This is a genomic window from Acidovorax sp. KPB24-03 (genome assembly GCF_057546605.1).
Genome location: NZ_BAAJYR010000075.1, coordinates 1 through 15127 on the forward strand (window position 1 = coordinate 1; position 15127 = coordinate 15127).

Consider the following 15127-nt stretch of genomic DNA (forward strand, 5'->3'; position numbering starts at 1 on the left):
CGTCATCAGCCACGAGATCATTCCCGAGTCGCACCGCAAGGGACACGAAGCCTGGGCCACGGGCGGGCTGATGATCGGCTTCGTGATCATGATGATCCTGGACACCGCGCTGGGCTGATCCAGGGGGCTTGAGGCCAAAAAGGCCTCCAGTGCAATATCCACTAGGGCATGGTGCTATCTATTTAGTAGCAATCGCTACCCGTGGCGGATCGCCACCGTCTTGAGGGTGGTGAATCCGTACAGCGCCTCGAAACCCTTTTCGCGCCCATGGCCGCTCGATTTCACGCCGCCGAAGGGCAGTTCCACCCCGCCGCCCGCGCCGTAGTTGTTGATGAAGACCTGGCCGCTGGCGATGCGCCGCGCCATGCGGAACTGGCGGGCGCCGTCGCGCGTCCACACACCCGCCACCAGGCCGAAGCGCGTGGCGTTGGCCAGCTCCACCGCGTGGTCCTCGTCCTCGAAGGCCATGGCCGAGAGCACCGGGCCGAACACCTCTTCCTGCGCCAGGCGGTGGTCCACCGGCACGTCGCGCAGCAGCGTGGGGGCCTGGTAGAAGCCGGTCTCGGGCGCCTCGTCCACCACCGTGCCCTGCGCCACCAGCGGGATGCCGGCCACCTGGGCATCGGAGAGGAAGTCCCACACGCGCTGCTGCTGGCTCTGGCGGATCAGCGGGCCCACGTCCAGGTCCATCGCCGCGGGGCCCACGCGCAGGGCCTCGAAGGCACGGCCCAGGCGCTCCAGCAGCGGCTCGTAGATGAGCGAGTCGATCAGCACGCGCGAGCCGGCCGAGCAGGTCTGCCCGGCGTTCTGCACGATGGCGTTGATGACCACCGGCACCGCCGCATCCAGGTCGGCGTCGGCGAAGATCACCTGCGGGCTCTTGCCGCCCAGCTCCAGCGTGACGGGGCAGTGCCGCTCCGCCGCCGCCTGCTGGATCAGCGTGCCGATGCGCGGGCTGCCGGTGAAGCTGATGTGGTCGATGCCCGGGTGGCGGGCCAGCGCATCGCCCGCCTCATGGCCGTACCCGGTGACGATGTTGATGGCCCCCGCCGGAAAGCCCGCCTGCGCGGCCAGCTGTGCCACGCGCAGCAGGGAAAGGCAGGCGTCCTCGGCCGGCTTGACCACGCACACGTTGCCCGCCGCCAGCGCGCCGCCCACGCAGCGCCCGAAGATCTGCATCGGGTAGTTCCACGGCACGATGTGCCCGGTCACGCCGTGCGGCTCGCGCCAGGTGAGCACGCTGTAGCCGTCCAGGTAGGGCAGGGTCTCGCCGTGCAGCTTGTCGCAGGCGCCGGCATAGAACTCGAAGTAGCGCGCCAGCGCCTGCGCATCGGCCCGGGCCTGCTTGGTGGGCTTGCCGCAGTCGCGCTGCTCGATGGCGGCCAGTTCCTCGGCATGCTCGGACACCAGCACCGACAGCCGCATCAGCAGGCGGCCCCGCTCGGCCGGCGCCAGCTTGCGCCACACGGCCTCGTGGCACTGTCGCGCCGCGTGGACCGCCGCGTCGATGTCCTCCTCGGTGCCGCGCTGGATCTCGTCGAAGGGCTGGCCGTCGGAGGGGTCGATCACGGCGATGGTGCGGCCGGAGGACGAGGCCACGGGCGCGTTGGCGATGTAGTGGAGCTGCATGGGCGGATTGTGCGCCAGCAGGGCCCGGGCGGCGCCCGCGAAGCCCGCACGCTGGCAGCGGTCGAGGGGCCTGCGCTCAGCCGCCCGCCGCGCGCAGCGCCAGCAGGTCGCACACCTCGATCTCCCCGCGGTGCACCTGCAGCAGGCCGCGCGCCTGCAGGTCTTTCAGGATCTGGTTGATGGTCTGGCGCGACAACGCCAGCATCAGCGACAGCTCCTCCTGCGACAGGGCGATCACGCGCCGCGACCGGCCCGCGTCCGTCCATTGGCCGTAGCCTTCGGCCATCAGCGCCAGCCGCCGCGCCACCCGCTGCGGTGCGGGCAGCAGGGCCATCTCTTCCATGGCGACCAGCGCGGTGCGCAGCTTGTCGGTCAACAGCAGGGCCAGCGCATGCCAGTGCTGCGGGTGCCGCGCCAGGTGGGCCAGCAGCGGCTCCTGGGGCATGTGCAGCAGCGTGGCCTGGGTGGCGGCGTGCGCATCGTGCGTGCGCACCGAGCCGTCGAACAGCGCGATCTCGCCGAACCAGGCCGGCGCCTCCAGCCGCGTGAGCAGCGAGGCGCGCGCCTTGTCGCTCTGGCCGCCCACGCCCGAGATGTCGATGGCGCCGCGCACCACGGCGTAGAGCCCGCAAGGCGCGTCGCCGCGCAGAAACAGGGCCTGCGCCGGGGCCAGCGACCGCAGCTCGGCCCGCGCCATCAGGGCCTGCACCAGATCGGCGGGCAGCGTGGCAAACCAGCGGCCGGAGCGCAGGGTGGGCAAGTGGTCGGCGGGGGAGGTCATGAAAGAGGAGGAGGAGGGCGGTGCCCGGAGCGTGTTCGCGGCCCCCAGCCGTGGCCCGTTGTGTCGGCTGGCCGACAGACGCCCTGGCCGCACTGGCGCGATTATTCCGCGCAGCGGCGACGCACAGACCCCGGAGACACCCTATGAAAACCCTGATCGACCACCTGTCGGGCTATGCCGACTACCACCGCGACCCGCGCAACATCCACACCCATTTCATCGGCGTGCCCATGATCATGCTGGCCGTGACGGTGCTGCTGTCGCGCCCCGCAGCGATGCTGGGCGGGCTGCCCGTGTCGCTCGCGCTGCTGGCCGCGCTGGCCGCGTGCGTCTTTTATTTTCGGCTTGATGCGCGCTACGGCGTGACCATGGCGCTGGCACTCGCCGCCATGCTGGCCGTGGGCCAATGGCTGGCCGCGCAATCCACGGCGCTGTGGCTGGGCGCGGGGCTGGGGCTGTTCGTGGTGGGCTGGGTCATCCAGTTCCTGGGCCACTACTACGAAGGCCGCAAGCCGGCATTCGTGGACGACCTGGTGGGCCTGCTCGTCGGCCCGCTGTTCGTGGCGGCCGAGCTGGGCTTTGCGATGGGCTTGCGGCGCGAGGTGCAGGCGGCCATCGAGGCGCGCTCGGGCCCGGTGCGCCTGCGCCCGCACGGGCAAGGCACGGCTGCCTGACGCGCCGTTTGGTTTCTTTCCATAAAAAAGTTGCGATTTTCTATTCGGTGGGCATACGCCATGCCAAGTAAAAAATAGAAGCACTAATGCATTTTTAGAGAAATTACCAATTGATTTCAATGGCGGGTGGGTTTTGTTGCGCTGAATGGCATGCAGATGTAACTGAGTGAAATTGCTCCAGTCATTGGTTGCGCCTCGCATAGGCTACGGGCCTTTCCAAAACCTGCGCGCAACCATGAATCGTCCAGAAACCAAAAATCTTTCCAACATCTCTGGCTCTTTCGGAATTTCCAAAACCACCACCTCGGTACTCGGCGCCATCGCCCTGTGCGTTTTATCGGCCTGCGGAGGCGGAGGGGGTGGCGACAGCAGCACCGGCACCACGGGTGGCACCACCCCCGTGACGCCCGCCCCAGGCGATACGGCACCCGCAACGCCCACCACCCCTTCGACCGTCGCCAGCGATTGCGGCGAGGACGGCCATGTCCTCACGGTGGCTGGCAATACCGCCCAGATCGACGCCAACGTGTATTACACCGACGGCGCCACGGTCATTTCCACCCAGCAACGCAGATTCGCCACGTCGAATGGCGCGAGCTTTCGCGGCAGGACCGGGCTGTTCCTGGTGAACCAGGTCAATACCACCACTTACAGCAACGCCGCCGTTAATGGATCCTTCGGCGGCAGCGTCATGACCACGACCGAAAACAATTATTCGAGCGTTGTCGGTGACGTGCGGCAGACCTACGGTTTGACCGTCTCCAATCTCTTTCAGGGCACGACCACCACGGCCAGCAGCTATTTCACGCCCTACGCCTATACGGGTGCACCGCTGAACCCTGCCTTGGACACGGCCTACGCGGCCAGTTATTCCACCACGACGGAAAGCGGCGGGACCACGCAGCCCGCGCTGGCGCAGACCAGCATCACCACCTATTCGACAGAGTCGGTCAGCGTGCTGGCCGGGACGTTTCCCGCCTGCAAGGTCAAGATCGAGGTGACCGGCGGCGCGACGACGTCCAACGTCAGCTACACCTGGCTGGTCGCCTCGGGCCGGTACAAGGGTCTGGTCGTGCGCACGGCCAATGCCAACGGCGTCAAGACGTCAGAGGCGACGCGCCTGCTGGTGAACGGGCAATAAAGGGAATCACACCACAGCCGAAAGCCAAAACACCGCTGGGTTGCAGGCAGAACCCATGCGGCGTTACCCGCCTTCGGCAAGCTGCACGCTCGCTTCGGACGCATGCTGGACGATCCAGTAGGCGCTGCCGATACCTGCGGCGACCGGGATCAGCACGCGCTCGTCCAGCGTCTGCCGGCCACTTCGTGGTTGATTTAACTTTAAAGCAATAGAATTATTGTTTCGTAGTTAAAATTGCGACAGCGCGTGTTGGTGCAAATTTTTGATCTTGAGGGTCTCTGGCCCATCAATAAAAATTGCCGACAGCACCCACTCCGTGAATTTGATCAACCCTGCGGTTCCCTAGTGGAGTTGTGCCAGGAACACGCTCTGATGAAAGCAAGTGGGGGCATTGAGGGGCTCCCCATTTTTACCTTTACCTTTGACATTGAAGCGCTTGCCATGACTGCGCTATCGATTTGAGAAAAATTTTTTGAAATTCGCTGGAAAAACAATGAGATTTCTTGAAAAGCTGGTCCTGATTTTCAATTCGCGATTGAAAAATGTCCGGCGGTACCTGCTCCTGACGGCTCTTTTCTTGTTCTCGCCGCTGTGTGTTGCAGCTGCTCCCCCGGCTCCTCTTTGGGGGCCTCCCGGCTTTCACGCAACGCCAGGCGAAGCTTGTGAGCAGTCGATCATTGATGCCAATGCGTGGAGGCCAGGGTGGTATGAATCGTATAAATTATTGCCCGGTAGCTTTTCATATCAAAAGGTATGCATATTTTATGGTCCTGGGCACCTATATGCAAGCGAACAAGAGATCGCCGCATCTTGTCCTTATGGGTGGCATCCCAACGGGCCTTTTGCACACCTTATGCCCAGCGAAGATAACGCCTCATGCGTTTGCCCGCCAGGAAGCCCAGTTTATTCGCCTGAATATCAAGTTTGTATAAGCAGCTTCAGCATCAGTATTGATGGTCCGGCGGCCACAAAAGTCTTGCCTGCGGGGCCATCATTATCAATGGCAGCAACAGTAAAAGCCAATGATGAGCCGGGCAAGAATTGGCTTGTTACAGTTTCTGTTCCTGGAGGTTTATCGATCAGTGGAAAAACTGATATTAATGGGAGGTTTGAATTTACTTATATTCCCCCGCGCCGCCCGATGGTTGCCCGCCTGACAGCAATCTGCAGAGATTGCAATAACGTTAGTACAGAAATGGATATCAATGTCACAGATGTTCCCATCTGCAGAGCGGATCCAGGGATGTTGCTTGGCAATCCTGTTGCCCCTGTGTCTGGCGCCAAAATTCAAGTTGAAACCGATTGGCAGGACCAGAGCGCTCACCCTTTAAGCCTTGTCCGCACTTATCGCAGCAGCGGTAGCCAGGTCCCCGTAGGTTGGGGAGGCTATTGGTCACACAATTATTCTGCTCAGCTGGTAGGCGGCGATTTCCAACGCAATGCGCAATTCGGCAACGGGACATTGGCCCTGTTCACACGAAATACCAAAACGGATCCCTGGGTCAACGACAGCGGGGAATACCGCTTGGAGCAAAATACGGATGGATGGCGGATCACTCGCCTGGAGGACGATGCATATTGGCAATTCGATGGTAATAACGTACTCGTCAAAATAGGGCGGCGCAACGGGTGGGTCATGACACTCAGTTATGCAGGCGGTGCGTTGAACCAGGTGACCAATGCCTTTGGTCGCAAGCTGCAATTCTTCTATGACACTCAAGGCCATCTTGCAAGCGTTACGGCCCCTAATGGCCAGACCATCGCATATACCTTGCATGGCACGGGTCGTCCCCTTGGCGTGCTTTATCCAGACAGCCGAAGCAAATCCTATCTATATGAGAATGCTCAATATCCTGATTTGCTGACCGGCATCAACGATGAGAGCGGACGGCGCTATGCGACCTTCAGTTATGACGCTGACGGCCGTGCCACATCCACCAGCCACGCAGGGGGTGTACTCAGCTATAGCGTCACATACCCCGAAGGTAATAGTGCGGATAAGGGCAGCCTGACCACTGGCAGTGTCGATGGGGCCCTGTACCAAAGCAGCGTTCAAACCACCGATCCGCGTGGCAATGTGCAAACCTGGAACTACCAAGGTGGCGACGGCACGGTGCGCACCCTAGGCGCGAGCGGTCCCTTTGAAGGCGCTACCGTCGCCAGCCGCAGTTTTGCCGATGGTTTGAATCTGCCCATTCTGGAAACAGACTTCCTTGGTAACAAAACCACCTTTGAATGGGATGTTTCACGCCGTTTGCTGCTTAAAAGCACCCGCGCAGCCAGCACCCCTTTGGCACAAACCACGCAAACTCAGTGGCACCCAGCGCTGCATCTGCCGGTCATGATCACGGAGGCGGGCCGCACCACCGCATACACCTACGACCCGTTGGGCAACAAGCTCAGCGAAACCATCACCGACGCTGCGAGCAACGAGAGCCGGACCGTTCGTTGGACATACAACGATCAAGGCTTGGTGGCAAGCATGACCGACACGCGCGGCAAAGTATGGACCTACGGCTACGACATTGCGGGGAACACCACCAAGGTCACCAACCCATTGGGCCATGTCACCCTGTACAGCTACAGCGGCGCAGGCCAGATCACCCAGATTACCGATCCGAATGGTGTTGTCACTGCCAATACCTACGATGCGCGCCAGCGCCTGTTGAGCACTTCGGTTGCGGGTCAGGCAACCACTTATGCATACGATGCCGTAGGTCAGTTGACGCGGGCCACGCGTCCCGATGCTAATTGGATTGGCTTTGAGTACGACGCTGCCCACCGTTTGACCGCCGTTACTGACAACCTGGGCAACCGAATCGATTACACGCTGGACAACGCAGGTAACCGTGTCGCTCAGCAAACCAAAGATCCTGCCGGCGTTCTCAGCCGCCATATCACCCGTATGTACGACGCTGTGGGCCGCTTGCAAAAGACCACCGGCTTGGAATAAGAGACGCCCAACATGTTTGCATTGATTCAGCCGGCCTCGATGGATACAGCCGCTCTTTTTAAAGCCCCTGTGCGGTCATTCTTGCGCCGTCTTTTTTTTCATCCTCTGCTGGTGCCTTGTTCCATGGTTTACCCAGGCTCAGGCCTTGACCAAAACCACGAGCGATTTAACGCTCGCGTCGTCCACCGTCTCTGTGGGGCAATCCACCACACTCACGGCAACCATCAAACCGAGTGCCGCAAAGGGCACGGTTCGTTTCATGGCGGGAACCACGAACTTGGGTAATGCCACCCTGAACAGCACAGGCGTGGCCAGCCTGGCTACAACGTTCGCTACGGTGGGCACGCAGAGTCTCACAGCCGTATATGCAGGCAATAGCACCTACGCTGCCAGCACCTCTTCGGCAAAGCAACTGACGGTCAAGGCAACCGCCACTGCCAGCACGCTGGCATTGGGCGCCGCCCCTTCGAGCAGCGTCGCCAACGAGGCCGTCACCCTGCGGGCCACTATCAGCCCATCCACGGCCACAGGGACCGTCACATTCAAGGACGGCTCTGCCTCCTTGGGCACGGCCAACTTGAATGCCGGTGTTGCGACGCTGAAAACCAGCTTTGCCGTGGCTGGCGCCCATCACCTGAGCGCCAGCTATGCTGGTAGTGCAGCGGTCTCTGCCAGCAACTCCAATGCGTTGTCTTTCACCGTGGCGGGTGCACCGATGGCATTGCCCAGCCCGCCTGTTTCGCCCACACCCGTGGTGAGCTTGGCTTATGACGCTCAAGGTCATCCGACGGTGGTGACTCAGGCACCCGATAGCCCAGACTTGGCTTTGGCAACCAGTAATGAATACGATGCATTGGGGCGGACCAAGAAAGTTCTCGATCCATCCGGCAACAGCACCGTCATCAGCTACGACAGCAGCAACCAAGTCAGCGCTGTATTCGACCCGATAGGCCTGACGACACAGTATGACCGCGACGGATTGGGGCAGGTCAAACAGCAGCGCAGCCCAGATACCGGTAGCACCGAACTGAGTTACGACCCTGCGGGCAACCTGCTGACCAGCAAAGACAGCCGTGGCGTGCTTGCCACCCATACCTACGATGCCATCAACCGCCTGACCGGCAGCACTTTCAGCCAGGCTGGGCAGCAAAGCCAAAGCTACACATGGATTTATGACCAGACGGGTGGCGATTTCTCCAACGGTATCGGTCGGTTGACCACGATCAGTTTCCCTGAAGGGACGACCACCTATGCCTACAACGCCCAAGGGCGTGTGACCAAGGCCCAGCAAACGCTCCATCCGAACTCGACTGCCAACCAGAAGGCCGTTGTCTTATCCACGCTTTACGAATACGACGCTGCGGGCAACGTGATCGGCATGACCTACCCTTCGGGTCGCAAACTGAGTATTGGGTATGGCGGTGGTTTGCCCGTTACCCTGGGTCTCGGCAAAGATGCTTCCAGCACGCCCATCTCCTTGATCACCGGGTTGCGATACGCACCTTTCGGTGCACCGCAAAGTTGGAACTGGGCGATGACCAGCGGCTCGTTGGCGCACAGCAGGGTCATGGACACCCATGGCCGGTTGATACGCTATCCGCTGGGCGAGTATCTGCGTGACGTGTCTTACGACGGGGCAGGCCGTATCACGGGCTACACCCACTACCGTGCAGTGTCAGGTGCAACGAGCGGCTCATCGGCCCCCTCGCTGGATCAGCAGTTCAGCTACAACGCATCGGGCAGACTGACACAGGTGAGCACCGCCCAAGGAACCTGGACCTACATGTATGACGGTACAGGCAACCGCATCAACGTGGCCTCGGACAACGGCGTATCGAGCTGGTACAACCTCAAGCCCAAAAGCAACCAGTTGGCTTCCATCGATAAGCCAGCGATCACGCTGACCTATGACGCAGCGGGCAACACCACGTCGGATGGCAACTTCGCGCTGCAATACGACTTGAAAGGCAGGCTGGTTCGGGCAACCAATGCGCAGGGCTCCACCAGCTACACCTACGACAACAATGGCTTGCGGGTGCGAAAGAGCACGGGGCTGGCCGGTGGTACAACGATTTTTGTGTACGACGCCGAAGGCCATCTACTGGGCGAATACGACGCGTCAGGCAATCCGATCCGGGAAATCGTCTGGCTGGGAGACATGCCCTTGGCGGTCTTCACTCCGGATTCCGCGTATGGCGCCAATGCGGCTTCGAATGCGCCACAGGTCTACTACATCCATGCAGACCATTTGAATACTCCGCGGGTGGTGGTTGATCGTGCCAATACGGTGCGCTGGCGTTGGATGAGCGAGCCGTTCGGCACCACGGCAGCTGAGAGCAGTCCTGCGGGTCAGACGGACTTTGTATTCAATCTGCGCTTTCCAGGTCAGTACTATGACGTGGAGTCGGGGATTCACCAGAATTGGAATCGGGATTACGTTCCGGGGTTGGGGAGATATGCGCAAAGTGATCCGATTGGTCTTGCAGGTGGGTGGAACACGTACAGCTATGTAGGCGGCAATCCGCTCTCCCACACCGATAGGCTGGGGTTGGCCACGGATGAGGAGATCAGAAAAGCGGTGGAAACACTTCGATGCGCCAACCCCGGAGAATTCGAAAAATTAGCGAGGTCAATCACTATGGACAACATGGGGGAGAATGGGGAAGGCATGACTGATTGGCGCAATAACATCACCTTGAATTCGAACTTGTACGGGGACAGCAGAACACCTGTAATGGACATGATTCGAAGTGAGTTCCTGCAAACCTTGGCGCATGAGATGCTGCATGTCAATCAAGGCATTGGCGGAAAGTTAATAACAAGAGTCAGGATGGGTAATCCACTTGGGGTTTTGCATCGCCAATTGGATGTAAAGGCTGAGGCCATGATTACGCGTCAACTGCTTGACCAGTACAACAAAGCACTTCAAAACGGAGATTCAGGATGCTCATGCACACGATGAGAATGAGGGCTACGGTTTTGATGGCTGCATTTGTTGCAGCTTGCAGTCCTGTGGCTGAAGTCACGCCGCGCCATTACGTTGGTTTGGTTGTTGGTCATTCTTCGCCATTGAAGATTGAAATTGCTAAAGCGTTAATAGCATCCCCTGGAAAACCTGTGCCACAGGCCGGTCCGTTGCACTTGCCGCCACCGTCCGGCTTGGCCCCGATGAAATTCGACTTTGGTTGGGTCACAGCAGGGGGGGCCATCATGATTCAAAGCACCAAGTTTGCGGTGATTGTTTTGCAAGAGCCTATGCTTGATCAAGGTAAGGTGACGTGGAGTTGCATCGTGCATCCAGCTGAAGCCAAACCCAACCTTTGTGGATCCGATTATCAGAATGGATTGCTTCAAAATAAATAACACTCTATCTAATGCCCATAAGCGCCAGTAGCCCGTTTCTTTTTTTTAATCTAAAAAAGGCCACCCGCAACCCCCTGCCAGCTGCTAAGGCTTTGGAGGGGCGGGCGGCTTATTTTTTAGCCGCTGGATATTTGACGTTACGCCCTCTTGCGTGTATTCATCTTGACTGTTTTAGTCGCATCGACGCTACTCTTTCCAGAATTGGAATCGGGAGCGTCCCAGGGTTGGAAAGATATGCGCAGTCTGATTCCATCGGGTTGAGTGGTGGCTAAAATTGCAGGGAGTGAATATGGCCTTCAATCAAATTATCAAGATGGCCTACTATGGGGCAGTTGTCGCTTTCCCTCTTGTTTTGTCTCTCACTAATTTCGGAAATTACCTCCATGGAGGTACTCTCGTTGAATTGGTTGCCATGCAGGGGGTGGCTGTAGTGATTTTTATGGTGGCAATAAAAATCTTTCCGAGGGTAGGAGTGACAGAGAAAGTTTTTGTTGTTCTCTGTGCCTTGGTTCCGCTGTTTTTTGTCATTGCTTCCCTGGTGCCATTGCTTGGGTAGTAATTTCCTCAAGTAAGCCACCAGCAATCCCTGCCAGCTGCTAAAGATGTGGGGTCCGGGGGGCTTCTGTTTTTAGCCTCTGCGGACGAACTGTTTAGTGCGCTTGCTGCAACACCGATCCAACCTGCAACACAAACTTCTACTGTGCCTTAGGTAGCGCGCTGATGTACAAAGCGGGTCATAAAAGGGAGTTAAAAAATGGCAGAAGTTAAGCTCGTTGATGTTCTTGCTCTCTGGGCGCCAAGGCTTGAGGGAAACCTGTTGGAAAAGGGTGGGGAAAATGTTGCTAGTCAGTTGCGACGTGTCATCGTGCCTGCGCAAAAAATTGCTGGTGAACCGACCGATTTTTCATTCATGGCATTTCCATATCCCCGATTGTCTGCTGAGCAGCTAAAAGATGCCCCGCTTGTCGAAGAGGTAAGTTATCTAATTGATCATGGGGATGCTATATTTAGAGTGAATGTTGATCATTTTGGTCAAATCAATTGGTTTTGTATAAAAGGGGTGCCTGAGATTTATGATTTGATGAAGATTGCACTTGCTTCCACGCCGGAAAATGTTACGCCATTCTGGAAGTATTAAATAAGGGCCAATTGCACGGCTTGCTGAAGCTGATCGGATGTCAGGTAATCCGATTCGGGAAATCGTCTGGCTGGGGACATGCCCTTGGCGGTCTTCAATCCGGATGCCGCGTATGGCGCCAATGCGCTGCGAATGCGCCACAGGTCTACTACACAGCGGTATTAAGTGAAGCCCATGTAGGTTCCCTGCCTCGCAAGCTGTACGTTCGCTTCAAGCCCCAAACTGAACATCCACAAGGCGCTGCGGATGTTCGTCATTGCCTAGATCTCCTCGCGGTTCGTTGATTGGCCTTGTCGCCATTGCCCGTGCCGGGGCGGGCTCACCCCCCGTGAAACCGCACCACCAGCGGCACGATCAGCAGCGCCACGATGTTGATGATCTTGATGAGCGGGTTCACCGCCGGGCCGGCCGTGTCCTTGTAGGGGTCGCCCACGGTGTCGCCGGTGACGGCGGCCTTGTGCGCCTCGCTGCCCTTGCCGCCGTGGTGGCCGTCCTCGATGTATTTCTTGGCGTTGTCCCAGGCGCCGCCGCCGGTGCACATGCTGATCGCCACGAACAGGCCGGTCACGATGGTGCCCATCAGCAGCCCGCCCAGCGCCTTCGGTCCCAGCAGCAGGCCCACGGCGATGGGCACCACCACCGGCAGCAGGCTGGGGACCACCATCTCCTTGATGGCGGCGGTGGTCAGCATGTCCACCGCCTTGCCGTACTCGGGCTTGCCCGTGCCGTCCATGATGCCGGGGATGGTCTGGAATTGGCGGCGCACCTCGACCACCACCGCGCCCGCCGCGCGGCCCACGGCCTCCATCGCCATGGCGCCGAACAGGTAGGGGATGAGCCCGCCGATGAACAGGCCCACGATCACCATCGGGTCCGACAGGTCGAAGCGGATGGCCTGGCCATAGGCCGAGAGCTTGTGCGTGTAATCGGCGAACAGCACCAGCGCCGCCAGCCCCGCCGAGCCGATGGCGTAGCCCTTGGTGACGGCCTTGGTGGTGTTGCCCACGGCGTCCAGCGGGTCGGTGATCTCGCGCACGCTGGCGGGCATTTCGGCCATCTCGGCGATGCCGCCGGCGTTGTCGGTGATGGGGCCGTAGGCATCCAGCGCCACCACGATGCCCGCCATGCTGAGCATGGCCGTGGCCGCCACCGCCACCCCGTACAGGCCCGCGAGCGCATACGACACCAGGATGGCCAGGCACACGCACAGCACCGGCCAGGCGGTCGAGCGCATCGACACGCCCAGCCCCGCGATGATGTTGGTGCCGTGCCCCGTGGTGGAGGCCTGTGCGATGTGCTGCACGGGCGAATACTGCGTGCCGGTGTAGAACTCGGTGATCCACACCAGCGCGGCCGTGAGCACCAGGCCCGTCGCGCAGGCGCCGAAGAGCCGCATCTGGCTGCCGCTGGCCGCGATGGCGTTGTCCGGCACCAGCCAGGCGGTGACGAACCAGAAGGCCACCAGCGAGATCACGCCCGCGATCGCCAGGCCCTTGTACAGCGCCGGCATCACGTTCTTCATGCCGGGCGAGGCCTTGACGAAAAAGCAGCCCACGATGGACGCGAGGATGGACACCGCTCCCAGCGCCAGCGGGTAGGTCACCGCGGCCACCGGCGCGGCCGTCACCATGAGGGCGCCCAGCACCATGGTGGCGATCAGCGTGACGGCGTAGGTCTCGAACAGGTCGGCGGCCATGCCGGCGCAGTCGCCCACGTTGTCGCCCACGTTGTCGGCGATCACGGCGGGGTTGCGCGGGTCGTCCTCGGGAATGCCGGCCTCCACCTTGCCCACCAGGTCGGCCCCCACGTCCGCGCCCTTGGTGAAGATGCCGCCGCCCAGCCGCGCGAAGATCGAGATCAGCGAGGAGCCGAAGGCAAAGCCGATCAGCGGGTTGAGCAGCGCCGCCAGATCGGCCGTGGGCGTGAACTGCCCGCGCCCCACCAGCAGCCAGCAAAAGCCGGTGACGCCCAAAAGCCCCAGGCCCACCACCAGCATGCCGGTGATGGCGCCGCCGCGAAAGGCCACGTCCAGCGCCGGGCCCATGCCCTGCGTGGCGGCCTGGGCGGTGCGCACATTGGCGCGCACCGACACGTTCATGCCGATGAAGCCGCAGGCGCCCGACAGCACCGCGCCGGCCACGAAGCCCCCGGCCGTCATGGCATCGAGGAACAGGCCGATGAGCACGGCCAGCACCACGCCCACGATGGCGATGGTGCGGTACTGGCGCGCCAGGTAGGCGGCCGCGCCGGCCTGGATGGCGCCGGCGATCTCCTGCATGCGGGGGTTGCCCGGGTCCTTGGAAAGGATCCAGCGGCGGGCCCAGAGGCCGTAGGCCACCGCGATCAATCCGCAGATCAGGGCCAGTATCAGGGGAGGGGTCAACGCTGCCGGGTTCGCCATGCTCTTTCTCCTTGGGGTGTCGATTGCACGGAAAGGAAACACAACGCATCGGTGGTGCTTCCGCTGCGTTGCTTCCTCGTGCCCCGGGGCCTGCGCGCGAGCAGGCGGAGACGATTGGCCAACGCAGCCAATTTACTGCCAAGGGCCCGCGCGGGCAAGCGCGGCCGGGCGTGCGCCTAAAATCGCGCCACCCCCGGCCCGGCGCGGGCTGGCCCCGCGGCCGCCGGAGCCCATCACCTCCTCAACCTTCAGAGATCCATGTCCCTCAACAACGTCACCCCTGGCAAGAACACCCCTGAAACCTTCAATGTGGTCATCGAAATCCCCATGGATTCGGACCCCATCAAGTACGAGGTGGACAAGGAATCGGGCGCCATCTTCGTGGACCGTTTCATGACCACGGCCATGTACTACCCCTCCAACTACGGCTACGTGCCGCAAACGCTGAGCGGCGACGGCGACCCGGTGGACGTGCTGGTGATCACCCCCTATCCGCTGCTGCCCGGCGTGGTCGTGCCTTGCCGCGCGCTCGGCATCCTGAAGATGGAAGACGAAGCGGGCGTCGATGGCAAGGTGCTGGCCGTGCCCACCACCAAGGTCCTCAAGATGTACGAAAACTGGAAGACCGTGGACGACGTGAACCCGATGCGCCTAAAGGCCATCAGCCACTTCTTCGAGCACTACAAGGACCTGGAAGAAGGCAAGTGGGTCAAGGTGCTGGGCTGGGAAGGCATCGAGGCCGCCCACCAGGAAATCGTGGAAGGCCTGGCCAACTACAAGAAGTGAGATAGGGCGCTTCCCTTCGCTTCTTTTTCAGGTTCTACCGTTCCGGCCCCCGCCCTGGCGCCCGGGGCCGAACCTGTCAAAGCCTGCCGGCCTGCGTGCCCGCAGGCTTTTCATGGGCGGTATCTGCGGATGGCACTGGGCCGCAACGGATTGAATACTGTATATTTAAACAGTCCTCGATGCCCGCCCCATGTCCCGCCTTGCCCTTGCCTCCCTCCCACCGGACGCCGCCGCCCGCAGGGAAAGCGCTGCCCGCCTGGA

General features: G+C 60.8%; 11 protein-coding genes and 1 pseudogene. 9 read left to right on the forward strand and 3 right to left on the reverse strand.

The window, feature by feature from the left end:
- A pseudogene (locus AC27KI_RS10940) lies at positions 1 to 118 on the forward strand (ZIP family metal transporter); the annotation flags it as partial.
- A gap of 77 nt (positions 119 to 195) precedes the next feature.
- Here AC27KI_RS10940 and AC27KI_RS10945 read toward each other — a convergent pair.
- Together AC27KI_RS10945 and AC27KI_RS10950 are read right to left on the reverse strand one after the other, a co-directional pair.
- Positions 196 to 1629 carry an aldehyde dehydrogenase family protein gene (locus AC27KI_RS10945; protein ID WP_317357823.1) on the reverse strand — a complete coding sequence of 478 codons (1434 nt, stop codon included), beginning with the start codon at positions 1627 to 1629 and terminating at the stop codon, positions 196 to 198.
- A gap of 76 nt (positions 1630 to 1705) precedes the next feature.
- Entirely contained in the window at positions 1706 to 2410 is a 705-nt protein-coding gene (locus tag AC27KI_RS10950) for a Crp/Fnr family transcriptional regulator (protein ID WP_487113809.1), read from the reverse strand.
- Between the two features lie 143 nt (positions 2411 to 2553).
- Here AC27KI_RS10950 and AC27KI_RS10955 point away from each other — a divergent pair, with 143 nt between their 5' ends.
- From AC27KI_RS10955 to AC27KI_RS10985, 7 genes are all read left to right on the forward strand, one after another.
- Positions 2554 to 3084, forward strand: a complete 531-nt coding sequence (locus AC27KI_RS10955) for an Mpo1 family 2-hydroxy fatty acid dioxygenase (RefSeq protein WP_487113811.1) — start codon at positions 2554 to 2556, stop codon at positions 3082 to 3084.
- Between the two features lie 166 nt (positions 3085 to 3250).
- The gene (locus AC27KI_RS10960; protein WP_487113813.1) at positions 3251 to 4225 is read left to right on the forward strand and encodes a hypothetical protein; all 975 of its coding nucleotides are present in this window, start codon (positions 3251 to 3253) and stop codon (positions 4223 to 4225) included.
- Positions 4226 to 4697: 472 nt separating this feature from the next.
- The gene (locus AC27KI_RS10965) at positions 4698 to 7178 is read left to right on the forward strand and encodes a DUF6531 domain-containing protein (protein WP_487113815.1); all 2481 of its coding nucleotides are present in this window, start codon (positions 4698 to 4700) and stop codon (positions 7176 to 7178) included.
- A gap of 145 nt (positions 7179 to 7323) precedes the next feature.
- On the forward strand, positions 7324 to 10140 hold the full coding sequence (locus AC27KI_RS10970; protein WP_487089709.1) for an Ig-like domain repeat protein: 2817 nt from the start codon (positions 7324 to 7326) through the stop codon (positions 10138 to 10140).
- Positions 10122 to 10541: a hypothetical protein gene (locus AC27KI_RS10975; RefSeq protein ID WP_487089710.1), complete on the forward strand. Its 420-nt coding sequence runs from the start codon at positions 10122 to 10124 to the stop codon at positions 10539 to 10541. Before AC27KI_RS10970 ends, AC27KI_RS10975 begins: the two co-directional genes overlap by 19 nt.
- Before the next feature lie 289 nt (positions 10542 to 10830).
- The gene (locus AC27KI_RS10980; RefSeq protein WP_487089711.1) at positions 10831 to 11097 is read left to right on the forward strand and encodes a hypothetical protein; all 267 of its coding nucleotides are present in this window, start codon (positions 10831 to 10833) and stop codon (positions 11095 to 11097) included.
- A 198-nt stretch (positions 11098 to 11295) separates the two neighbouring features.
- Positions 11296 to 11679, forward strand: coding sequence for a hypothetical protein (locus AC27KI_RS10985; RefSeq protein WP_487113817.1), 384 nt, complete (start codon positions 11296 to 11298; stop codon positions 11677 to 11679).
- A gap of 319 nt (positions 11680 to 11998) precedes the next feature.
- On the opposite strand, the gene AC27KI_RS10990 is transcribed toward AC27KI_RS10985, so the two are convergent.
- Positions 11999 to 14080 (reverse strand): sodium-translocating pyrophosphatase, encoded by a 2082-nt coding sequence (locus tag AC27KI_RS10990; protein ID WP_487113819.1) that lies wholly within the window; start codon positions 14078 to 14080, stop codon positions 11999 to 12001.
- 258 nt (positions 14081 to 14338) lie between these two features.
- On the opposite strand from AC27KI_RS10990, the gene ppa reads away from it, so the two are divergent.
- Complete coding sequence (gene ppa / locus AC27KI_RS10995; RefSeq protein ID WP_272569020.1) at positions 14339 to 14866, forward strand: inorganic diphosphatase; 528 nt, start codon at positions 14339 to 14341, stop codon at positions 14864 to 14866.
- Positions 14867 to 15127 lie beyond the last annotated feature (261 nt).